Raw genomic sequence first — 21,858 nt, forward strand, 5'->3', positions numbered from 1 at the left:
CTGCTCGCCGTTCCCCAGTCCGGCCCGCGCCCACGTCGCTCCTGCTCGTCTTCACGGGTGCCATCCTAGGCCTGGCGCCTGTCCCCCGGCTGGGAACGGCTACCAGTTGTTGTTGTTCGATCTCGCGGTGCCGCCCTGGCCGTCGTCGACGGTCACCCAGCCGTTGCTCCAGTAGTTGTTCGAGTCCTTGCCGAGGTAGCAGTCGTTCGCGTTGCGGAAGTACCCGTTCGCGTCCGTCTGGTCCCTGTACTGGGCGAAGACGTGCGCGCCGCCGCCGTCGTTCCAGCACTTGACCGTGACCGTCGCGTTGGGGTGGAAGTTCCGGCCCGTGACGTCGAACCAGTAGCAGTTGTTGGACGGGCAGCCCGAGGCCCCCTGGGTCAGGGCGCCCTTCGCCAGGCTCGCCGTCGGCGAGGCCGTGCGGGCCGAGGCGGAGTTGCTCGTGCAGTTCGCCGGATCGCCCTTGACGCAGGCCGTGACCCTGATCGAGTGCGCCTCGTCGGGGCCGTTCCCCACGGTGGCGGCGCCGTCGTTGGCCACCTGGTTCCCGTCGATCACGACCGTGACCACGCTCTCGCGGCCGTTGTCGTACCCGCCATTCGCGCCCGTGTTCCACCTCATCTGGACCCGGATGCCGTCCTGGCTCGCGCTCACGACGGGCGTCCTGGGCTGGCCGTAGGGGTTGGCCGAGTCGGCGTTGCTCGCCGGGCCGGGTCCTGCCGAGTTCACGGCGCGGACGGCGAAGCTGTACTGCGTGCCGTTCGTGAGCCCGCCCACGACCCTGTTCGCGGCCAGGCTCTGCCACGTGCCCCCGTTGACCGAGTACTGGTAGCCGGAGATCGGGTCGCCGTTGTTGGCGGGCGCGGTGAACGCAAGCTGCACCTGCTGCCCCGCGTTCGAGGTGTTGGTCGGGGTCGCCGTCAGGCCCGTCGGCGCGCCGGGCTTGCCGTAGGGCACGACGCCGTTGCTCCGCGCCCCCTCGGGGGACGCGCCCACGGTGTTGTAGGAGACGAGCGAGAACGTGTACGTGCTCGCGTTGTCGAGCCCCGTGATCTGCTGCGCCGTGGCGGTCGTGCGCGGGGTCTGCTTCTCGAAGGCGCCGTTGCGGTAGACCTTCACGACGTACCCCGTGACCGGGTCGCCGTTGTTCTTGAGCGGCTCCGAGGCCCACGTGACGTCGACGACGCCGCCGTTGACGGCCGACGTCGTGCGCGTCGCCGTGGGTGCCGACGGCGCGAGCGGGACGCCGGCGGGCTTGGCCGCCGCCGAGAGCCCGGACCAGTCGGACGGGTCCTTGGCGCCGTTCTTCGCCTGGATGCGGGCCCGGTACTCGACGCCGTTCGTGAGCCCGTCCCACGTGAGGGACGTGACGTTGCCGACCGTCTTCTGCATCATGCCCTGGGACGAGGAGAGCTCGATCGTGTAGTTCGTGATCGGCGTTCCCTCGTTGGCCGGCGGCGTCCAGGCGAGGCTGATGCTCTTGTCCCCGCGCGTGAGCTGCGGCGGCGCGGGCTGCGAGGGCTTCGCGTCCGGCGTGACCGGGGCCGAGGCGGGGCCGGGAGCGGACTCGCCGACGGCGTTGATCGCGAGGACCGTGAACGTGTACTGCGTGCCGTTGGTCAGGCCCGTCACGGTGCACGTGTTGGTCGGGCACGGCTGGCCGCGGCCGTCGAAGAGCACCCTGTAGCCGGTGATCTCCGCGCCGTTGTTCGCCGGCGGCGCCCAGTGCAGGACGACCTGGCGGCTCGCCATGCTGTCCACGACGGGCGCGCTGGGGGCGTCCGGCCGGTCCCGCACAGTGACCGTGAACGAGCCCTCGACCTCCCGGTCGGGGTCGCCGGTCGCGTCCTGGATCCGGTAGGAGCCGGTGAGCTGCCCGTGGAAGCCAGCGCTCGGGGTCACGACGACGCGGTCGCCCTCGACCCGCGCGCTGCCCCCGCCGGCGACGTTCGCGCTCAGGAGCTTGAGCGGGGTGCCGGGGAACGGGTTCGCGTCGTTCGCGAGGACTGGCACGTCCACGGGCGCCCCTGCCTTGGCCTCGGGGACCGCGTCCGGGTTGGCGAGGGCGAGCGGGCGGGTCGAGCCCACGACCCGCAGGGTCACGGCGCCCGAGACCCTGCTGCGGCCGTCGTCGACCTCGACGGTTACCTGCCCGCCCGCGCCCTTCGCGGCGCCGTCGGCCTTGGCCCTGAGGACCGAGCCGTCGAGGCTCACCTGCAGGCCGGCGGGCGCCTCGGAGGCCAGGCGGAACGCCATCCGGTCGATGTCGCCCGGGTCCGGGTCGCTCGTCGCGGCCCGCAGGTCGAGCTGCGCTGCGTCCTCGCCCTGGGCGACCTCGAGGGTGCTCGTGGCGAAGGTGGGCGGCGTGTTGGGCTTGTCCGCCGTGGGCTCGACCTCGATCGGGACGGTCAGGACGCTCCTGAGCCCGTCCGGATCGTCCGGCCCGGAGCCGTCGGTGACCTCGAACGTGATCGAGGCGAGGCCGCCGTACTCGCGCAGCGCGGTGTAGCGGAGCGTGCCGGCGTCCTTGACGAGGGGGCTGCCGTCCGCGGCGACCGCGGTGACCGAGCCCTCTGTCGTGATCCGCGGGGTCCGGCCGGGCCGGACGGCCACGTAGTCCGAGAGTCTGAGCTCGAGGGCCTCGCCTGCCTTGGCCTTGGCCGGGTCGAGGGTCTTGAGCACGGGCCGCTGGTCCCTCAGGCCCGGCACCCACAGGATCGCGGTCGCCGTGAGCCCGTCGACGTCCGTGACCGTGTACGGGATGACCTGCGGCTCCTGCGAGAGCGCGACGGTGACGGTCCGCCCGCTCACGGAGGTCCCGGCGTCGGCCGCGCTCTGCGGCACCGAGACCGAGAGGTCGCTCGCGACGCCGTCCGGGTCCTCGTCGTTCTTGAGGACGTCCACCTGGAACGTCGTCTTGCCCGCGACGTCCATCGCGTTGACGCGGTCGTCGCGCGCGATCGGGGCCTTGAGCTCGGCGTCCGGCGTGACCTCGACCACGATGCTGCCCACGGCCCGGCCGCCGCGCCCGTCGTCGATCGTGTAGCGCACGGTCGCGGTGCCGGCGCGGTTCGGCGCGGTGACGACCACGCGCCCCTCGTCCACGCGGGCCTCGGCCCCCTCCGGGATCTCGAAGCCGTCGCCGACGAGCCGTACGGTGTCCCCGTCGGGGTCGGTGTCGTTCGCGAGGACGTCGACGGAGACGGGCCGGCCCGGCCGGACCGAGACCGTGTCGTCCCCGGCGATGGGCTTCTGGTTCGAGTTCGGCACGGCGGCCACGCCGACCATGACGGTCGCGACCCCGCGGCCACCGAACCGGTCCTCGACGACGTAGGTGAAGGTGTCCTTGCCGCTCGCGTTGTTCGCGGCGCTGTACTCGATGTAGCCGTCCTTGACGATCGCCGTCCCGAGCGCGGGGGCCTTCTCGATCCCCGTGATCGTCACCGAGTCGCCGTCGGGGTCGACGCCGTCGAGCGGCACCGCGACCTTGGCGGTGTGCCCCGCGAGCACGCGCGCGGTGAGGTTCTTGGGCACGGGCTGGGCGTTCTGCGTCGGATCGGCGGCGCGGATGGTGATGGAGACCTTGGCCGAGTCCTTCTGGCCTGCCGGGTCCACGACCTGGTAGATCCCGTACACGGTCCCGGCGGTGGGCCCGGCCGAGAAGCGGAGCTTGTCCTGGTCCACGAAGAGCTGCCCCATGGCGGGGTCCGGAACCTCGACGAGCGCGGGGTCGAGCGAGATCGGGACGTTGTTCGGGTGCGAGTCGTTGCCGAGGACGGGGATCGTGACGGTGTCCCCCGCGCGCACGACGACCTCGTCGTTCTTGGCGACCGGCGGCTCGAGCTTCTCGGGCGCGGGGACCGGGGTGACCGTGACGGTGGAGCTCGCGGTCTTGTCCCCGTTCGAGACGACGTACCCGATCGAGAGCGGCTCCTTGAGCCCGCGGGTGTCCGTGATGCGCAGCACCGCGTGGTTGATGATCGAGACCGTCACGGGCGCGCCCTGCGGGAGCGAGATCGACTGGACGACGAGCACGCCGCCGGCCGGGTCCGTGTCGTTCGCGAGAGGGTCCACGAGGACGTTGCCGCCTGCGGGCAGGAGCGCGACGTCGCGCACGGCCACGGGCGCGCCCGAGTCCTGGCTGCGGGGCTCGACGTCGATGCGCACGAGGCCCTGCGCGGTCGCGGCGCCGTTCGAGGCGAGGTAGACGGCGTAGTAGACCTTCGGCTCGGCCGCCGTCGCCGAGAACGTGCCGTCCTCGGAGTTCATGACGACGTCGAGTCCCGGCACGGGCTCGACCTTGAGCAGGCGCAGGCCCGTCCCCGAGGGGTCGATGTCGTTCGCGAGCGGGGAGACCACGATCGGCTCGCCCGTGCCCGTGCGGACGTGGTCCGGGGTGGTCTGCGGGGGCAGCGTGCCCCGGGGCCGGACGTCGACGCGGATCGTGGCCTCGGCGACGTCCCGCCCGTCGGAGACGCGGACGGTGACCTCCTTCTTGCCGACGGCCTTCCCGCCGTCCTGGAAGATCACGGTGCCGTCCGTCTGGAACCGGACCGAGTCGCCGTCGCCCGCCGTGCTCGCCCCGGCGAGGAAGACCTCGTCGCCGTCCGGGTCGACGAAGTCGCCGAGGATGTTCTGCGACACAGAGGTGCCCTGCTCGACGGCTATCGTGTTGACCCGTACCTGCCGCGGCGCCGCGTTCGCGGTGTCCCCGCGGACGGTGAGGTTCACGCGCGCGGTCGCGGTCCCGCCGCGACCGTCCGAGACCTCGTACTCGAACGCCTCCGACCCCGTGGCCTCGGCCCCGACCACGACCTGCAGGGCCGCGCCGTTGAAGATCGTCTGCACTTGGCCCAGGCGCGGGGCGGGGCCGATCGCGCGCACGGAGAGCACGTCGCCGTCGGGGTCGGTGTCGTTCAGGAGCACGGGCAGGATGACGGTCCGGCCGGGCCGGACCCCGAAGTCGTCCGGCATCGCCACCGGCGGCTTGTTCTCCTCGCTGCGGTCCGGCAGCTCCTTCTGGAGCATGACCTCGGCGGAATCCTCCTGATCCCCCGTCTTGGTCTGCTTCTGCGGGACGATCTCCTGCCAGTTGTTCACGAGCTGCATCTGGTCGGTGACGAGCCAGACGTTGCCGCCGCGGACGTCGTTGAGGACGACGAGGTCGCGGTTCGTGCGGAACACGAGCTCGGAGTCCGGGCGCGCGGAGGGGATGTCCTTGAGCTCGGGCGCCCCGGAGCCGCACGCGCGCAGGTAGACGCCCGTGCCGGCCCATGCGCCGTGCACGCAGCCGCCCTGCTGGACGGGCCGAGCGGGCAGTCCCTCGCGCCCGCCGGCAGCCTCGAGAATCCGCGGCTCGCCGCCGCCGAGCGGCACGAGGGCGACGCCCTTCGACGTCCCGACCGCCACCGCGTCGGCGTCGGGCCCGCTCTCCTGGAGCTGGGCACTGCGGAAGTCGTCCCGCTGGACGCGGTCGCCGCCGGGGAGGAACAGGGTCCCGGACCCGGCATCGAGGACGACGGCGTCGCCCCCGACGGCCGCGAGCTGCACCTTCGCGGAGGTGCTCAGGCCCTCGACCGTCGAGAAGCGCGGCTCGCCGCCCTCGGGCACGCGGACGATCTCGGCCCGGGCCGGGGACACCCCCACGACCTCGTTCTCGGCGGTCACGGTCGCGACGACGCCGGGGACGTCCTCAACCGTCGGTTCCGTGGTCTCGGGGTTGAAGCCCGTGAGGCTGTCGAGGCCGAGCGCCCACAGCCTGCCCTTGCCCGGGTCGGCGAGGGCCGCCGTCGTCGTGCCGAACGCCGCGGTGCCGCTGCCGCCGAAGGAGAGGTCCGCCGTGAGCCGCACCTCGGCCGCATCGACGGGGCTCAGGGTCCCGACGCCCTTGTCCTGGACGGCGACGGCGCGGCCCTCCTGGACGACGTCGAAGCTCGCCGAGCGGGCGGCCACCCCGCCGTCGAGGACCTTGGAGGAGAAGTTGAGGTGGCCCACCATGTTCATCGAGCCGTTGGTGACCCACACGCCGCCGTCGTTGAGCTCGGCCGAGACGGAGCGGAAGCCCGGGTAGAAGATGGCGGCGGCCACGAGGACCGCCGCGACGAGGGACATCGCGGTCCCCGTGATCACCTTCGCGGCATGGCGGCGCAGCAGCCCCCCAGCTCGACGCACTTGATTCTCCCGTTCCCCTCGCGGAACGGGGCCAGCCATGGCACATTGGCGTCCGGCCCCAATTCCCTGCAGTCTGTGCAGTTCCCTGCAGTCTGTGCTGGCCGGGGCCCTGACGTCAGAGACGTCCTCAGGCGCGCCGGCACCACGAGGCTACCGCAGCGTCGGAGCGCTCACCCAGCCCGCGGGGAGTTCTCCCCATGTGGGCCGGCAAGGGGTGCGTGGAGCTGCCCCGGACCGGGGGTCAGCGGGCGCTGTCGAAGAGGCCGAGGATCTCGGTGCGGCCGAACATCTGGGCCGCCTCGCGGGCCGTGGGGGCGCCGGCGTCGGGGTCCGCGCCGAGGGCCAGGAGGGCCTCGGCGACGTCGGCGTACCCCTTGAAGACCGCGCCGGCGAGCGGGGTCTGCCCGCGGTCGTTCGCCGTGTTCGCGTCGGCGCCGTGTTCGCCGAGGAGGCGTACGGCGCCCGCGTGGCCGTGGTAGGCGGCGAGCATGATGAGCGTGTCGCCGGACTGGTTGGCGAGCGACGCCGGCGCGCCGGCCGCGAGGTAGGCGCCGAGCACGGCCTCGTCCCCGGCACGGGCCGCGTCGAAGAGCTTCCCGGCGAGCGCGATGACGTCGTCGTCCGGGGCTGCGCCCTTCTCGGCGTCCTGCGCGTGGCGCGCGTGCTCACTCATGCGTTCCTCCTCAGGAATCCGGTGGGACGCGCGACGGCGGCGCCGGCGTCGGGGGCGACGATGACCTCCTGCGAGGCGGCATAGACTTCACCCTCGGCCTCGCCGTGGACCGCCAGCTGGGCCGCCGGGTCCGTGCTGCGCTTCAGGACGGCGAGGGCGATGGGCCCCATCTCCCAGTGCAGGGCCACGGACGTCACGCGGCCGACGGGCTTGGCCCCGGTGTCCGGGCCGGCGCCCGCGGCGTAGACGGCGCTGCCCGCGGCGGGGAGGGTGTGGGTGGAGCCGTCGAGCTGGAGGAGGGTCAGCCGCCGGGGCGGGTGGCCCAGGTTGTGCACGCGGGCGATGGTCTCCTGGCCCTTGTAGCAGCCCTTGGAGAGGTGCACGGCGGTGCGCAGGAGGTCGAGCTCGTGCGGGATCGTGCGATCGTCCGTCTCGGCGCCCCAGCGCGGCCGCCACGCGGCGATGCGCAGCGCCTCCGCGGCCATCGCGCCGGCGAGCCCCACGCCGTCGGCCGCGAGCGCGTCGACGGCCTCCTCGAGCCGGGACAGCTCGACGACGTGCTCGAACCAGGGCCGCTCGAGGCCCGGGTGGCCCGACTCCTCGATGGCCGCGTAGCTCGTGCCGCCCGGGGCGATGCGCGGCCAGGGGTCCTCCCAGACGAGCTGGGCGCCATCAGTGGCGGCGGGGCCGAACGGCGCGAGGGCGTCAAGCCGCCGGGTCGCCGCGAGGACCGCCCAGCGGGCGGAGGCGTCCTCGACCTCGACGCGGAGCATGAACTTCATCGACGTGAGCCACGCCGCGAGCCCCTCGGCCTCGGCCGGCTCGACGAGCAGCCACGCGCGCTCGCCGTCGTCCACGATCCGGGCGTCGTACTCGATCCGGCCCTGGACGCTGAGCAGCAGCAGCTCGCTCGACTCGCCCGGGCGCAGCCCGGCGACCTGCTGCGAGGAGAGGGTCGTGAGCCACGTGAGCCGGTCGGGGCCGGCGACGGTCACGACGCCGCGGTGGGAGAGGTCGACGGCGGCCCGCCCGGCGGCGAGCTCGCGCTGCTCGCGCACGGGGTCGCCGTAGTGGGCGGCGACGCCGGAGTCCAGGCCGCCGTCCGCGACGGCGCCGGGCCGGCCGAGCAGGATGGATGTGTAGGTCATGTCAGTGTCAACGCGCGTGTGCGTCGGTTCCATCCCTCTAGGACGCGTCGCCGCCCTCGGACGGCGGCTGGTTGGCCGCCGGGGCCGAGACGCGGCGCAGGATCGCCGAGGCGTGCGGGGCGAGGGCGTTGCCGCCGAGGGCGGCGTCCCAGCGCCAGAAGAGGTCGCCGTTGACGAGGCCGAAGATGCGGGTGGCGGCCTTGTAGTCGCGGGAGTGGGCCCCGCGGAGGACGGCATCCGTCGAGAGCTCGATCTGCGGGCCCTTGATCTGGCCGTAGTAGAGCTCGGCGATGCTGCCGGGGTGCAGGATCGTGACGGCGATGTCGAACGCGTCCTGCCCGTTGCGCAGGGACTCGACTTCCTCGGCGGACTTGTACGCCGGGACGATGTCGGCGGGGACGAGCCCAGGCCCCCCGTCCGCGTCAGTGAGCGGACGGTCCAGCTGCCAGAAGCCCGTCTCGGTCGAGAGAGGACGGATCCGGTTGCCCTGCTCGTCGGCGAGCCAGCTCTCGGCGGTGTAGCTCAGGTAGGGGAAGCCGCTGTGGGCGAACACGGCCCGCTGGACGAAGTGCTCGTCGCCGGCTTCGCCGGCACCGAGCCGGCCCCGCCCTTCCCACTCCCCGATCAGCCACGACAGCGGGACGAGCTCGGGGGTCAGACCGGACGGGATCTCGATGGGCACTGTGCTTCCTTCAGGCCTGGCTCAGGGTCGTGTGGTGTCTTTTCCAGCGTCAGCGCTGGCCCTTGAACAGCTTCCAGACGACGAGGCCGGCGAACCACGCCATGGAGATTCCGGCGACGGCAAGGAGGACAAGGAAGAAGATCTCGAAGGCAACAACGCTCATAGCGTCATCGTAGCGCCTCGGCCCCCGCGCCTGTCCGTGACGGCTGCCACAGGTCCGCCCATGTGACGCCCGGGGGACGGGCCCTCCAGCTGGCCCCGGAGAACCCGTGCCGCGATGGGCTCAGGGCACGAGCATCCGGTCGAGGAAGTAGGCGATCGCGCCGACGGCGAAGGCCGGCGCGAGGCCCAGCGCCACGAGTCCGGGCGGGGCGAGCCTGAAGGGGCGCATGCTGTTGAGCCGGCGGAAGGCGGCGAGCACCGCGCCGACGGCGACGCCGACGACGGCGGCGGGCACGACGGCGACGTCGGCGAGGACGAGCCCCGCGAGCGGCGCCGCGAGGCCTGCGAACGCGATCGCGAGGGGGGCGACGAGCGTGTCGGGCCAGCGGATCATGCCGACGAGGAGGGCGACGGCGGTGCTGATCCCCGCCACGAGGAGCATCGACCCGGCGCCCGTGAGCCGGGCCGTCGCGATCCAGCCAGCGCCGAGGCTGCACAGGAGCACGCCCGCGCCCGCGCCGAAGGCCGACTCGAGCCGGTGGCTCTGGCCCGTCCCGCGGAGCAGCTGCACGACCGCGACCGCCATGACGCCGGCGCCGACCGCGAGCGGCGTCCACACGAGGTACTCGGGCCCCGGGGTGAACGTCGCGGCCACGGCCGAGGCGATGCCGGCGGCGGCGATCACGGCGCTGTTGGTCTTCTTCGCGGGGATGCCGAGGAAGTGCGGCCAGCCGAAGCCCACGGCGAGGGCCACGGCCGTGACGGCCGCGAGCTGCGCGAGCGGACCACCCCAGCCCGCCGCGACGATGGCGGATGTTCCGGCGACGGCGATGGCCCCTCCGGACACCGACCCGACCCAAGGCTTCACGCGGTGGCCCCCCTCGGCCGTATAGCAGCTGTCGCGGCTGTGACCCTACTCATGCTGCCGTCTCCATCACACTGCCATCCTGCCTCATGGGAGCAGGGGCTGCGACTCGGCCGCCGTGACACATCCGACAGCCGCGAGCGGCCGCCGCCTATAATCGGCAAACAAAGGTACCCCTGCCCGACGACGTGCAGCCAGATCCTCGGGAGGAACCGTGTCGCACATCCTGCTGCTGACGAACGCCCAGGGCTCGTCGGTCGACGTCCTCCCTGCGCTCGAGCTGCTCAACCACCGCGTCCACATCCTGCCGGCGGAGCCGACGGCCCTGCTGGACGCGGACCCGTGCGACGTCATCTTCCTCGACGCACGCAAGGATCTGGTCGGCTCCCGGTCCCTCACCCAGCTCCTGCGGGCCACGGGCCTCGGGGCGCCGCTCATCCTCATCCTGACCGAGGGCGGCATGGCCGCCGTGTCCTCGGCCTGGAGCGTGGACGACATCATCCTCGACTCCGCCGGCCCGGCCGAGGTCGAGGCGCGCGTGCGGCTCGCGATCTCGCGGACATCCACGGCGGAGGAGCCCGAGACGGAGATCCGCGCGGCCGGCGTCGTGATCGACGAGGCGAGCTACACGGCCAAGGTCAACGGCGAGGCCCTGAACCTGACCTTCAAGGAGTTCGAGCTCCTCAAGTACCTCGCCCAGCACCCGGGCCGGGTGTTCACCCGCCAGCAGCTGCTCACGGAGGTGTGGGGCTACGACTACTACGGCGGCACGCGGACCGTCGACGTGCACGTCCGTCGCCTCCGCGCAAAGCTCGGCCCGGACCACGAGGGCCTCATCGGCACCGTCCGCAACGTGGGCTACCGGCTCACGCTGACACGGCTGAGCGAGGACGAGCTCAGCGACGTCTGACGAATCCCTCTACGGCCTGTGCCGCACGAGCGGCGCGGCGCGGCCCACGCGGTTCTCGATGCTGAAGTTCGTCAGGGCCGGCAGGTAGCGGTCGTCCGAATACTCGACCGGGCGCCCGCTGGCGTCGAACGTCGTCCTGCGTTCGCGCAGGAGCGGCGATCCGCCGGCGATGCCGAGCAGCTGAGCGTCCGCCGTCGAGGCCGCGACGGCGTCGATCGTGTGGTGCGCCCGGTCCAGGGCGACGCCGCGCTGGCCGAGGAACTCGACGATGGACCCTGATCCGGACTCGAGGTCGAAGTCGAAGATGAGCCGCCCGACGTCGAGCACGAACGAGCTGCGCTCGAGCATGGCCGGCTCGTCGTCGAGCAGGCGCAGCCGCAGGATGTCGACGACCTGGGCGCCGTCGGGGAGCTCGAGGGCGCAGCACGCCTCCGCCCCGGCTTCCCGCCGCGCGACCTCGAGCGTGCGCTGCCCGGGGTTGAGGCCCTGGCTGCGGGCCCACTCCGTGAAGGACAGGAAGGTCGAGAACGGCTGGCTCTTTGCCCCCGAGCGCACGATCGGGCGCCTGCCGCGCCCGCCGAAGAGGAGGCCCTCGTCGCGCAGGCCCATGAGCGCCTGCCTCACCGTGCCGCGGGAGACGCCGAACTCGGCGCTCAGCGACGCCTCGCTCGGCAGGCTCGTCCCGGGACGCCACCGCCCCGACGCGATGCGGCTGCGGATCTCCGCCTCGAGCTGGCGGTGCAGGGGAGGCGCCGCACCGGTCTCAGAGGTCATGAGCTGAGCGTACAAGTGGGCATCGGCCCGATCGCCGGCGTGCGGGCCGATCTCCGGTGAACATCGGGGAAACACTTGGCAACGGGATGCGCTGTCGTCGCGGGCCTGTCTGTACAGGCCCGCGGCCCCGCCTCTTGGACGTGCTGACTCCCCGGCGGCCCCTCGTCGACCCGCGGACGACGACGAGGGCCCCGCACGCGCCGTAGCGGTCGCCGTGCGGGGCCCTCGTCAAAGGGTGGAGGACATACGGGTCGAACGTATCAAAGCCACCCCACTGGTGGATCCCCCTCGTGCCGCGGTGCTGCGGCAGGACCACGACATTACCCGAGGGCCCCGCCGGGCGTCAAAAAGGGCGGGAGCGGCCACGATCGGTGTCCTTCCGGGCGTCTTTCGCTAGCCTTGCGTCCATGACGAGCGCATATCCGCAGGACTGGCCCGCCACCGTCGTCGAAGGCCGCGTCCCGCAGGCCCTCTGGTCCGAGGTCCGCGACCTCCTCGCGGCCGCGGAGGACTCCGACGGCAACCCCTCCCTCTCGGAGCAGACCACGGTGCTCATGCGCTCGCCGCAGACCCGCTCCGAGGAGCTGCTCACGGTCGCCGTGCACGCGCTCGACGACACCTCGGGGTCCTCGGCGCCCGAGGACCTCGCGGGGGTCGCGGCGATCGCCTTCGCCCCGGACGGCTCCGGGGTCGCCGAGCTGGCGGTCCATCCGAACTACCGCAACCAGGGCGTGGGCGCGCGGCTCATCGAGGCGATCCGCGAGCTGCGCGGGCCGGCGGGCTTCACGGGCCTCAAGGCCTGGTCCCACGGCAACCACGAGGCCGCCGCCGAACTCGCGGCCGCGTACGGCTTCGTCGCCGAGCGCCAGCTCTGGAAGATGGTGCTCGTCCGCCACCCGCACGAGGCCGAGGGGCCGCTGCCCGAGGGCGTGACGATCCGCGCCTTCCGGCCCGGCCAGGACGAGGACGCGTGGCTCGAGGCCAACCGGACCGCCTTCGCGACCCACCCCGAGCAGGGGGCGCTGCGCCGCAGCGACCTCGAGGCCCGCATGGCGGAGGACTGGTTCGACCCCGAGGGGTTCTTCCTCGCCGTCGATCCCGAGGACAGGATCCTCGGCTTCCACTGGACCAAGGTCCACCCGGCCCACGGCGAGCACCGTGCCATCGGCGAGGTCTACGCCGTCGGCGTCGTGCCCGAGGCGCAGGGCCGCGGCCTCGGCCGGGCCCTGACCCTCCACGGCATCGACCACCTGCACGCCCAGGGCCTCGCGACGGTCATGCTCTACACCGACGCGGACAATCGGGCCGCCGTGGCCCTGTACCGCCGCCTCGGATTCACCCTCTGGGACCAGGACATCCTGTATGCCCCCGCGGGCGCCGCACGCTAGTAGGGTTGTCAGCAAGAGACCAGCTCCTGCGGAGGAACCATGACTGAAGCCGCCCAGAACGAGAGCAGTGCAGCAACGGAGCCGCAGACTGACATCACCTATCCCGCCAGCGCCGCCTTCGACGCGCCCCCCGCCTCCGACGGCGCGTCCCTGCAGGCGTCGGCCGGGCTCAGCACAGCGCTCGGCGACGCCACAACGGTCGGCGCGGAGGCGGCGTCGTTCGCGGTGACCGCCCCGCGCGCCCAGCCCGTCTTCGGCTCCTCCGAGGTGCCCGCCTCCCGCGCGACCCAGGACCGGATCGACATCCCGGAGTTCGCGCCCCGGCTCGAGCCCGAGGGCGAGGTCGTGGGCCCCGACCGCTTCCTCGACCGCGAGCTGAGCTGGCTCGCGTTCAACGCCCGCGTCCTCGAGCTCGCGGAGGACCCCTCGCTGTACCTCCTCGAGCGGGTCGGCTTCCTCTCGATCTTCGCCTCGAACCTCGACGAGTTCTTCATGGTCCGCGTGGCCGGCCTCAAGCGCCGCATCGCGACCGGCCTCGCCGTCCCCTCCCCCGCGGGCCTGAGCCCCATCGAGGTGCTCGACCAGATCTCCGAGGAGGCGCACCGGCTCCAGGAGCGGCACGCGCGCGTCTTCGCCGACCAGATCCGCCCCGCGCTCGAGCAGGAGCACATCCACCTCGTCCACTGGGCCGAGCTCGACGACGAGTCCCGGGCCCGGCTGAGCCAGATGTTCGCCGAGCAGGTCTTCCCGATCCTGACCCCGCTCGCCGTCGACCCGGCCCACCCCTTCCCGTACATCTCGGGGCTCTCGCTCAACCTCGCCGTCGTGGTCCGCAACCCGATCAGCGACAAGGAGCTCTTCGCGCGCCTCAAGGTGCCGGACCAGCTCCCCCGGCTCATCGCGATCGACGGCCCCCGCGCCGGCACCGTCCCCGGGCGCACGGCGCGCTTCATCGCGCTCGAGGAGCTCATCTCGGTCCACCTCGACCAGCTCTTCCCGGGCATGGAGGTCCTCGAGCACCACACGTTCCGCGTCACTCGCAACGAGGACCTCGAGGTCGAGGAGGACGACGCCGAGAACCTCCTCCAGGCGCTCGAGAAGGAGCTCCTGCGCCGGCGCTTCGGGCCTCCGGTGCGGCTCGAGGTCACGGACGACATCAACCCGAACATCCTCGCCCTGCTCGTGCGCGAGCTCGGGGTCGAGGACAGCGAGGTGTACCAGCTGCCCACCCCTCTGGACCTGCGGGGGCTCAGCGTCATCGCCGGGATCGACCGGGCGGACCTGCACTACCCCAAGCACCTCGCGCACACGTCGCGGTTCCTCAACGAGTCCGAGACGTCCAAGGCCGCGAACGTGTTCGCCGCGATGCGCCGCCGCGACATCCTCCTGCACCATCCGTACGACTCGTTCTCGACGTCGGTGCAGGCGTTCCTCGAGCAGGCCGCGGCCGACCCGAAGGTCCAGGCGATCAAGCAGACCCTGTACCGCACGTCCGGCGACTCGCCGATCGTGGACGCGCTCATCGACGCCGCCGAGGCGGGGAAGCAGGTCCTCGCCCTCGTCGAGATCAAGGCCCGCTTCGACGAGCAGGCCAACATCTCGTGGGCCCGCAAGCTCGAGCAGGCCGGCGTGCACGTCGTGTACGGCATCGTGGGGCTCAAGACGCACTGCAAGCTCTCCCTCGTGGTGCGCCAGGAGAACGACGGCCTGCGCCGCTACTGCCACATCGGCACGGGCAACTACCACCCGCGCACGGCCCGCTACTACGAGGACCTCGGCCTGCTGACCTGTGACGAGCAGGTCGGCGAGGACCTCTCCAAGCTCTTCAACCAGCTCTCCGGGTACGCGCCGAAGTCGACCTTCAAGCGCCTGCTCGTGGCGCCGCGCTCGGTGCGCTCGGGCCTCATCGACCGCATCGAGGCGGAGATCCGCAACGCACGGGCCGGGCTGCGCGCCCGGGTCATCATCAAGGTCAACTCGATGGTGGACGAGGCGGTCATCGACGCGCTCTATCGGGCCTCGCAGGCGGGCGTGAAGGTCGACGTGATCGTCCGCGGGATCTGCGCGCTGCGCCCGGGCGTGCCGGGCCTGAGCGAGAACATCACCGTCCGCTCGGTCCTGGGCCGCTTCCTCGAGCATTCGCGGGTCTTCGCGTTCGCGAACGGAGGCAACCCGGTCGTGTACATCGGCTCGGCAGACATGATGCACCGCAACCTCGACCGCCGCGTCGAGGCCCTCGTGCAGCTGCGCAACCGCGAGGACATCACGGACCTCATCGGGCTCCTGGACCGCTACCTCGCCGACTCGACGGCGTCCTGGCACCTCGATCGCGAGGGCGTGTGGACGCGCCACCACCTCGACGGGGACAACCACCTCGAGGACATCCAGTCCTGGCTGCTCGCCTCGAGGGCCCGGCAGCGCGCTGCGAGCCGCCGCTGATGTCCGACACCCCTGTCGACGAGCATCCGGCCCTCAGCGACCAGCCCGTCGCCGTGCGCGCCGCGGGGGCGATCCCCTGGCGGCACAACGCAGGCGGGCTCGAGGTGCTCCTCATCCACCGGCCGCGCTACGACGACTGGTCCTGGCCCAAGGGCAAGCTCGACGACGGCGAGACGCTCCACGAGTGCGCCTCGCGGGAGATCCGCGAGGAGATCGGGCTCGACGTCCCCCTCGGCGTCCCGCTGCCCACGACCCACTACGAGGTCGCCGCAGGCCTCAAGTCGGTCCACTACTGGGCCATGCGCGTGGGCCCCGGGGACAAGATCAAGCCAGATGGCGACGAGGTCGACGTCGTGCACTGGTGCAGCGTCGAGGAGGCACGGGTCCTGCTGAGCAACCGCTCGGACGTCGAGCCCCTCGACGCCCTCGAGGAGGCGGACGCGAGAGGCGCGCTCGACACCCGGCCGCTCATCCTCCTGCGCCACGCGAAGGCGAAGCCGCGCAGCTCATGGACCAAGGCCGAGGGCGACCGCACGCTCGCCGCGACCGGCGTCCGGCAGGCCCAGGCCGTCGGCAGACTCCTGCGGGTCTGGCGGCCCGAGCGGGTCGTGACGAGCCCGTGGCGCCGGTGCGTCGACACGGTGCTGCCGTACGTGCGCGGCTCGAAGAAGAAGATCAAGATCCGGCTGGTCGAGGACCTGACCGAGCACCGCCACGAGCGCCGCCCGCACAAGGCCGCCGCCGCCGTCGTGCGCCTGTTCGAGAAGGGGAAGCCGGCCCTCCTGTGCTCGCACCGGCCCGTGCTCCCGACCCTGCTGAAGCAGTTCGCCGCGTACCTCGACGAGGGGCTCGAGGCCAGCCTGCCGTCCTCGGACCCGTACCTCGCGCCCGGGGAGCTCATCGTGTTCCACGTGCCCTTGGCCGGCACGCACCGCGTCGTCGCGCTCGAGCAGGTCCGCCCGTTCGATGACTGACCGGGTGGCTAGACTGGCGGGGTGAGCATCCCGACCCCCTACGAGGACCTCCTGCGCGACGTGCTCGAGCACGGCGTCCACAAGGACGACCGCACCGGCACGGGGACGCGCAGCGTCTTCGGCCGGCAGATCCGCTTCGACCTGTCCGAGGGCTTCCCGCTCGTGACGACGAAGCGCGTGCACTTCAAGTCGGTCGCCCTCGAGCTGCTGTGGTTCCTGCGGGGGGACTCGAACGTGCGCTGGCTCCAGGAGCAGGGCGTCACGATCTGGGACGAGTGGGCGGACGACGCCGGCGAGCTGGGTCCCGTCTACGGCGTCCAGTGGCGCTCGTGGCCCACGCCGGACGGGCGGCACATCGACCAGATCGCCGGGCTCATGGAGTCCCTGCGCACCAACCCCCATTCGCGCCGGCACATCGTCTCGGCGTGGAACGTGGCCGAGATCGAGAACATGGCCCTGCCGCCGTGCCACGCGTTCTTCCAGTTCTACGTCGCGCCCTCCGAGGATGGGCCCGCGAGGCTCTCGTGCCAGCTGTACCAGCGCAGCGCGGACATGTTCCTCGGCGTCCCCTTCAACATCGCCTCCTACGCGCTCCTGACGCACATGGTGGCCCAGCAGCTCGACCTCACGGTGGGCGACTTCGTGTGGACTGGCGGGGACTGCCACATCTACGACAACCACCTCGAGCAGGTCCGCGAGCAGCTCTCGCGGGAGCCGTTCGAGCCGCCGCAGCTCGCCATCGGCCGCCGGCCCGAAAGCATCTTCGACTACCGCTTCGAGGACTTCGAGGTCGTCGGGTACCGGCACCATCCGGCGATCCGGGCTGAGGTGGCGGTGTGATCGGGCTCATCTGGGCGCAGACGCAGGAGGGCGTCATCGGCCGGGACGGCGGCATGCCGTGGCACGTGCCCGAGGACATGAAGCACTTCGCCGCGACGACCACGGGCCATCCCGTCGTCATGGGACGGCGCACGTGGGACTCGATCCCCGAGAAGTACCGCCCGTTCAGCGGCAGGACGAACATCGTCATCACCCGCCAGCCCAGCTGGGAGGCGCCCGGCACCGTCGTCGTGCACTCCCTCGAGGAGGCGCTCGCGACGGCGGCCGAGGCCGAGGGCGGCGACCTCGTGTGGGTGATCGGCGGCGGGGAGATCTTCGAAGAGGCCATGCCGCTCGCGGACCTCGCGATGGTGACGATCCTGGACAGCGACGCGGACGGCGACACCTTCGCGCCCCCTCTCGGGACCCAGTGGCGGCTCGAGGCCGTGACCCCGGACGACGGCGGATGGCTCACCTCGGTCTCGGGGGTGCGGTACCGCATCGCGGAATTCCGCAGGGGATAGGTTTCGGCGGGGATAGGTTCCGCAGGGCCGACGCCCTCCATGGGGAGTGCTCCCCATCGCCGTCGCACCCCTGCGCCGATAGCGTGGCCCGAGTGGAGGTCCGCGAGGCCGGACGAGCTTCGGTTCCCTGCTTGAGGAGGCTTGAGATGACGCAGACGGCCCATCCGAGTGACGCGGTGCCGGCCACTGTCCTCCCCGAATCCCTCGGCTTCGGCGTCGCCGAGATTGCCGCGCTCGTCAGTCTCTCCGGCGGTGCACAGGCCGAGGCCACCGCGATGACCATCGGCCTCGATCGGGAGCTCGCGGAACCGGACTGCATCGCGGCCGGCGTCTCGTCCCTGGTCGCCCGTGCCCTCGCCAGGGCCGACGGCGAGGGCGGGCTCTCCCTGGGCGGCGCCGTCGCGGCCATGGCCCACGCGCTCGGCTCCGCGACCCGCTGGATCCAGATCGACCTCGAGGCCCCTGGCGCAGCGGACACGGTCTTCTCGATCGAGGGCAGTGACCACGCGATCCTGGCCCAGCGCGTGGCCTCGGGCTGGTTCCTCCGGGCCTGCCAGCCCGGACTCGCGGGCGCCCACGCTGAGTTCGCCCTCGTCAGGGCGCACCTCGACGCGCGCCCTCAAGCCCGTGCATCGCTCCTGAACCACTCGGACCCAGGGCACCGACTGCTCGTCAGGCGCGAGGGCGCCGCCTACGCCGTCGGCCTCCTCTCCACGGGGGCCGAGCGGGCGGAGGAGGAGGGCCTGCTCGGGGAGGCCGCCGTCTTCGAGCACATCGAGCGCTTCCGGCAGGCCTGAGCGCATGCCGGGCACAGACCCCTGAATGACGGCGGCGCTCGCCCGCCTGCGCTCGCCCCGAGGGGAGACGTCCCCATCGCGGAGCGGATTGGTACGCGGGTACGTTGGCTGCAGACATTGCACGAAAGGGGGGAACGTTGACCATCCAGCAAGGGGCGAACCCTGAGCAGCTCAGGGCACTCGGCAAGCAGTTCACCATGAAGTCCACGTCGATCAAGAACGTCCAGGGCTCGATCGACCAGCTCACATCGCGCCTGCCACAGGTGTGGGGCGGCAAGGACGCCGAGGAGTTCGCCCGGCAGTGGGCCCAACTGCACCGTCCGGCGTTCGCAAAGCTCGCCGCCGCGCTGAGCGAGAACGCACGCACCCTGGCCGCCAACGCCGAGGCGCAGGAGGCCACGAGCGCCGAGTACGGGTCGCGCACCGCGAGCGCGCCCGGGCCGGGTGCGCCGAGCGGCGGCCCCGGCGGTGGCGGGACCTCGGAGTTCAACGACAACCCGTGGATCCCGAACTGGCTCGAGGACAAGAACTCGCCGTTCCGCAAGGGCTGGTCCACGTGGTCGATGATCAAGGCCTTCCCGAAGATCCGGGCTGGAGTCTTCGACCTCTCGGTCATGGCCAAGACCTTCGGGGCGGGAGCCGTCAACCCGTTCTCCTCCTACGCGCGGCTCGCGTGGGACGTCGCGAAGCCGCAGTACTGGCCCGACGAATCCATCGCCTCGGGCCTGAGCCGGGTCTTCAACGCCTCGAGCGACGCCGTGAGCGGCAACTGGCACAAGCTCGCTGGCCTTGCCGAGGACTCGAAGGCCTTCAAGACATTCAACGTCGCCACCAAGGGCCTCGGCGTGCTCGGGGCCGGCATCGACGGGATCTCGGCCATCGACAAGTTCAGCGAGGGCAACGTTGCGGGCGGCATCGCCTCGTCCGCCAAGGCCGCGCTGGGAGTCGCGTCGGTCTTCGCCCCGCCACCGGCCAACGTCGTCGCCGGCGTGATCACGGCAGGATGGACGCTCTACGACAACGTGCCCGCCGTCAAGAACGCCGTGGACGGTGCTGCCAGCGCGGTGGCTGACGGAGCCAAGGCCGTCGGCGGGGCGATTTCCGACGGCGCCAAGGCCGTCGGCGACTTCTTCGGATTCTGACCCACAGGAGGCTTCCATGACGAGTACCGCAGAGCAGACCCAGACGCCGTCGACCGACTACCCCGACCAGATCGGCCTCGGCTTCGCCGAGTTCGCAGCCCTGTTCGCCTTCCAGCCCGGGCCGTCGACCGAATCGACGGCGGTGGCCCTTGGCCTGGCAGACCAGCTCGGCAACGAGCTGATCGTGTCCGCGGGGGCATCCTCGCTCGTGGCCCGAGGCCTCGCCACGGCAACCCCTGACGACGAGCTCGAGGTGTCCGGCCCGATCGCTGCCCTCGTCCAGGCTCTGGGGCGCACCGAGCGGCTCGTGAACCTCTCCCTCCTGACGGCCGACTCGGTCGACCGCGTGGCCTTCCTCGAAGCAGAGGGAATCGGCGTCCTCCTGCAGCCCCGCGCCTTCCACACCTGGTGGGCCATGGCCCAGCGGCCGGACCTCTCCGCCTCCCAGGCGATGCTGTTCATCATCCGCAACCATCTCGAGCAGAACCGCGATGGCGGCGCGTCGCTGGCACGCCCCGATGATCCGCAGGGCCGCCGCCTCCTCGTCAAGGCGGGCGCGACAGGCTGGACCATCGGCACCTACGTTCCGGGCACGGACGCCGTGGACGAGTCGCCCGCCGACGACGCCGCCCTGCTCGCCGCGATCGACGACGTCCGTCGCGGCTGACCATGGCCAAGGATCTCCTGAGGGCCCTCCGCGACGAGCAGGCCCGCGCGCTCCACCGGGAGCTCGCCACCAAGGGCGGGCATCGCATCCTCGCCCGCGGCAAGGACGGCGAACTCCACAGCTACACCCTCGACGAGTACGGCAACTCCACCCACGGCCTCGAATCCCAGGTGCGCAGCGTGTGGGGCATGACGATCCTCTCGGTCGTGATGGTCGCGCTGACCCTCGCGTGCGCCGTGGCCTTCGTCTTCTCGTTCTGGACCCCCGAGGGCCCCGTGTGGCTCGGTCTTCTCGCTGCCGCCGTCTCGGCCGCCTTCACGTGGATCGGCGTCCAGGCGACCCTCCGGGAGGCCCGGGCCAAGGCCCTGCGGCGCAAGCGTGGGCTCCCCGATCCCCTCAAGTGAGGCTCCCGTAGGCTGCCGGGAGCGCGGCAGCCTACGGTGAGATGGACACAACAGGCGAGCACTCGCCGTCGTCCGTAGAATAGAACCCATGACTTCTTCGGTAGGCTTCGTCGGCTGGCGTGGCATGGTCGGCTCCGTCCTCATGGAGCGCATGCAGGATGAAGGCGATTTCGCCTCGATCGACCCCGTTTTCTTCTCGACGTCCAACGCGGGCGGCGCTGCCCCGTCGTTCGCTGAGGGCGCCGGTGCGCTGCAGGACGCGTTCGACGTCGACGCGCTCGCCAAGCTCCCGATCATCGTCACCGCCCAAGGCGGCGACTACACCAAGAAGGTGCACCCGGAGCTGCGCGCGCGCGGCTGGGACGGCCTGTGGATCGACGCCGCCTCGACGCTGCGCATGAACGAGGACTCGATCATCGTCCTCGACCCGGTCAACCGTCAGGTCATCGACGAGGGCCTCGCCTCCGGCGTGAAGGACTTCGTCGGCGGCAACTGCACCGTCTCGTGCATGCTCATGGGCCTCGGCGGGCTGTTCCGGAACAACCTCGTCGAGTGGGGCACGTCCATGACGTACCAGGCCGCCTCGGGCGGCGGCGCGCGCCACATGCGCGAGCTCCTCACCCAGTTCGGCACGCTCAACGGCGAGGTCGCCGCGGAGCTGTCCGACCCGGCGTCGGCCATCCTCGAGATCGACCGCAAGGTCCTCGCCGCCCAGCGCGGCGGCGTGGACGCGACCCAGTTCGGCGTCCCGCTCGCGGGCTCGCTCATCCCCTGGATCGACGCGGACCTCGGCAACGGCCAGTCCAAGGAGGAGTGGAAGGCCGGCGTCGAGACCAACAAGATCCTCGGCACCGCCGCGGGCTCCGCGCTCGAGCCGGTCGTCATGGACGGGCTGTGCGTGCGCATCGGCGCCATGCGCTCGCACTCGCAGGCGCTTACGCTCAAGCTGCGCGAGGACCTCTCCGTGGCCGAGATCGAGAAGCTCCTTGCCGCAGACAACGAGTGGGCCAAGGTGGTCCCCAACGAGAAGCAGGCCTCGATGGAGCAGCTGACCCCCGTGGCCGCCTCGGGCACGCTCGACATCCCGGTGGGCCGCATCCGCAAGCTCGAGATGGGGCCCGAGTACATCTCGGCCTTCACCGTCGGCGACCAGCTCCTGTGGGGCGCCGCCGAGCCGCTGCGCCGCATGCTCAAGATCGCCACCGGCACGCTCTGACGCCGGGGCCAGCATCGAGGGGGGCCGGATCCGCTGGGATCCGGCCCCCCTTTGGCGTTGTGCTGCAGCCATCGGGGGTGCCCAACTCCGGCCCTCAGCCGCA

Annotated in this window: 17 protein-coding genes; 11 read left to right on the forward strand and 6 right to left on the reverse strand. The window is 71.9% G+C overall.

Features of this window, described 5'->3' with window-relative positions:
- Positions 1-99: 99 nt before the first annotated feature.
- The 5 genes from ACUYMY_RS13735 to ACUYMY_RS13755 form a co-directional block, all read right to left on the reverse strand.
- Entirely contained in the window at positions 100-6,171 is a 6,072-nt protein-coding gene (locus tag ACUYMY_RS13735; RefSeq protein ID WP_481704092.1) for an Ig-like domain-containing protein, read from the reverse strand.
- Positions 6,172-6,412: 241 nt separating this feature from the next.
- Positions 6,413-6,844 carry an ankyrin repeat domain-containing protein gene (locus ACUYMY_RS13740; protein ID WP_481704093.1) on the reverse strand — a complete coding sequence of 144 codons (432 nt, stop codon included), beginning with the start codon at positions 6,842-6,844 and terminating at the stop codon, positions 6,413-6,415.
- Positions 6,841-7,992, reverse strand: coding sequence for a CAF17-like 4Fe-4S cluster assembly/insertion protein YgfZ (gene ygfZ, locus ACUYMY_RS13745; protein ID WP_481704094.1), 1,152 nt, complete (start codon positions 7,990-7,992; stop codon positions 6,841-6,843). Before ygfZ ends, ACUYMY_RS13740 begins: the two co-directional genes overlap by 4 nt.
- Before the next feature lie 37 nt (positions 7,993-8,029).
- Positions 8,030-8,674, reverse strand: a complete 645-nt coding sequence (locus ACUYMY_RS13750) for a nitrobindin family protein (protein WP_481704095.1) — start codon at positions 8,672-8,674, stop codon at positions 8,030-8,032.
- 283 nt (positions 8,675-8,957) lie between these two features.
- Positions 8,958-9,704 carry a permease gene (locus ACUYMY_RS13755; RefSeq protein ID WP_481704096.1) on the reverse strand — a complete coding sequence of 249 codons (747 nt, stop codon included), beginning with the start codon at positions 9,702-9,704 and terminating at the stop codon, positions 8,958-8,960.
- A gap of 211 nt (positions 9,705-9,915) precedes the next feature.
- On the opposite strand from ACUYMY_RS13755, the gene ACUYMY_RS13760 reads away from it, so the two are divergent.
- On the forward strand, positions 9,916-10,611 hold the full coding sequence (locus ACUYMY_RS13760) for a winged helix-turn-helix transcriptional regulator (RefSeq protein ID WP_481704097.1): 696 nt from the start codon (positions 9,916-9,918) through the stop codon (positions 10,609-10,611).
- 9 nt (positions 10,612-10,620) lie between these two features.
- On the opposite strand, the gene ACUYMY_RS13765 is transcribed toward ACUYMY_RS13760, so the two are convergent.
- Positions 10,621-11,385, reverse strand: coding sequence for a GntR family transcriptional regulator (locus ACUYMY_RS13765; protein ID WP_481704098.1), 765 nt, complete (start codon positions 11,383-11,385; stop codon positions 10,621-10,623).
- Positions 11,386-11,792: 407 nt separating this feature from the next.
- Here ACUYMY_RS13765 and mshD point away from each other — a divergent pair, with 407 nt between their 5' ends.
- From mshD to asd, 10 genes are all read left to right on the forward strand, one after another.
- Positions 11,793-12,773, forward strand: coding sequence for a mycothiol synthase (mshD, locus tag ACUYMY_RS13770; RefSeq protein ID WP_481704099.1), 981 nt, complete (start codon positions 11,793-11,795; stop codon positions 12,771-12,773).
- Between the two features lie 39 nt (positions 12,774-12,812).
- Positions 12,813-15,212 carry an RNA degradosome polyphosphate kinase gene (locus tag ACUYMY_RS13775; RefSeq protein ID WP_481704100.1) on the forward strand — a complete coding sequence of 800 codons (2,400 nt, stop codon included), beginning with the start codon at positions 12,813-12,815 and terminating at the stop codon, positions 15,210-15,212.
- Positions 15,209-16,186: an NUDIX hydrolase gene (locus ACUYMY_RS13780; RefSeq protein WP_481705062.1), complete on the forward strand. Its 978-nt coding sequence runs from the start codon at positions 15,209-15,211 to the stop codon at positions 16,184-16,186. Before ACUYMY_RS13775 ends, ACUYMY_RS13780 begins: the two co-directional genes overlap by 4 nt.
- 21 nt (positions 16,187-16,207) lie before the next feature.
- The gene (locus ACUYMY_RS13785) at positions 16,208-17,026 is read left to right on the forward strand and encodes a thymidylate synthase (protein WP_481704101.1); all 819 of its coding nucleotides are present in this window, start codon (positions 16,208-16,210) and stop codon (positions 17,024-17,026) included.
- Positions 17,023-17,529: a dihydrofolate reductase gene (locus tag ACUYMY_RS13790; protein WP_481704102.1), complete on the forward strand. Its 507-nt coding sequence runs from the start codon at positions 17,023-17,025 to the stop codon at positions 17,527-17,529. The genes ACUYMY_RS13785 and ACUYMY_RS13790 overlap by 4 nt, the downstream gene beginning before the upstream one ends.
- A 146-nt stretch (positions 17,530-17,675) precedes the next feature.
- Positions 17,676-18,326: a hypothetical protein gene (locus tag ACUYMY_RS13795; protein WP_481704103.1), complete on the forward strand. Its 651-nt coding sequence runs from the start codon at positions 17,676-17,678 to the stop codon at positions 18,324-18,326.
- Between the two features lie 137 nt (positions 18,327-18,463).
- A complete protein-coding gene (locus ACUYMY_RS13800; protein ID WP_481704104.1) occupies positions 18,464-19,468 on the forward strand; it encodes a WXG100 family type VII secretion target in 1,005 nt (334 codons plus the stop codon).
- A gap of 16 nt (positions 19,469-19,484) precedes the next feature.
- A complete protein-coding gene (locus tag ACUYMY_RS13805; RefSeq protein WP_481704105.1) occupies positions 19,485-20,135 on the forward strand; it encodes a hypothetical protein in 651 nt (216 codons plus the stop codon).
- Positions 20,136-20,137: 2 nt separating this feature from the next.
- On the forward strand, positions 20,138-20,539 hold the full coding sequence (locus ACUYMY_RS13810) for a hypothetical protein (protein WP_481704106.1): 402 nt from the start codon (positions 20,138-20,140) through the stop codon (positions 20,537-20,539).
- 88 nt (positions 20,540-20,627) lie between these two features.
- Complete coding sequence (gene asd, locus ACUYMY_RS13815; protein ID WP_481704107.1) at positions 20,628-21,755, forward strand: aspartate-semialdehyde dehydrogenase; 1,128 nt, start codon at positions 20,628-20,630, stop codon at positions 21,753-21,755.
- Positions 21,756-21,858: the final 103 nt, after the last annotated feature.

This window comes from Sinomonas sp. T428B, assembly GCF_056780155.1.

Excerpts from the sequence above, each read along its gene's own strand:
- ACUYMY_RS13810 (WP_481704106.1), top strand. The coding sequence starts at position 20,138 with ATGGCCAAGGATCTCCTGAGGGCCCTCCGCGACGAGCAGGCCCGCGCG.
- mshD (WP_481704099.1), top strand. The coding sequence starts at position 11,793 with ATGACGAGCGCATATCCGCAGGACTGGCCCGCCACCGTCGTCGAAGGC.
- ACUYMY_RS13805 (WP_481704105.1), top strand. The coding sequence starts at position 19,485 with ATGACGAGTACCGCAGAGCAGACCCAGACGCCGTCGACCGACTACCCC.
- ACUYMY_RS13740 (WP_481704093.1), bottom strand. The coding sequence starts at position 6,844 with ATGAGTGAGCACGCGCGCCACGCGCAGGACGCCGAGAAGGGCGCAGCC.
- ACUYMY_RS13775 (WP_481704100.1), top strand. The coding sequence starts at position 12,813 with ATGACTGAAGCCGCCCAGAACGAGAGCAGTGCAGCAACGGAGCCGCAG.
- ygfZ (WP_481704094.1), bottom strand. The coding sequence starts at position 7,992 with ATGACCTACACATCCATCCTGCTCGGCCGGCCCGGCGCCGTCGCGGAC.
- ACUYMY_RS13795 (WP_481704103.1), top strand. The coding sequence starts at position 17,676 with ATGACGCAGACGGCCCATCCGAGTGACGCGGTGCCGGCCACTGTCCTC.
- asd (WP_481704107.1), top strand. The coding sequence starts at position 20,628 with ATGACTTCTTCGGTAGGCTTCGTCGGCTGGCGTGGCATGGTCGGCTCC.
- ACUYMY_RS13765 (WP_481704098.1), bottom strand. The coding sequence starts at position 11,385 with ATGACCTCTGAGACCGGTGCGGCGCCTCCCCTGCACCGCCAGCTCGAG.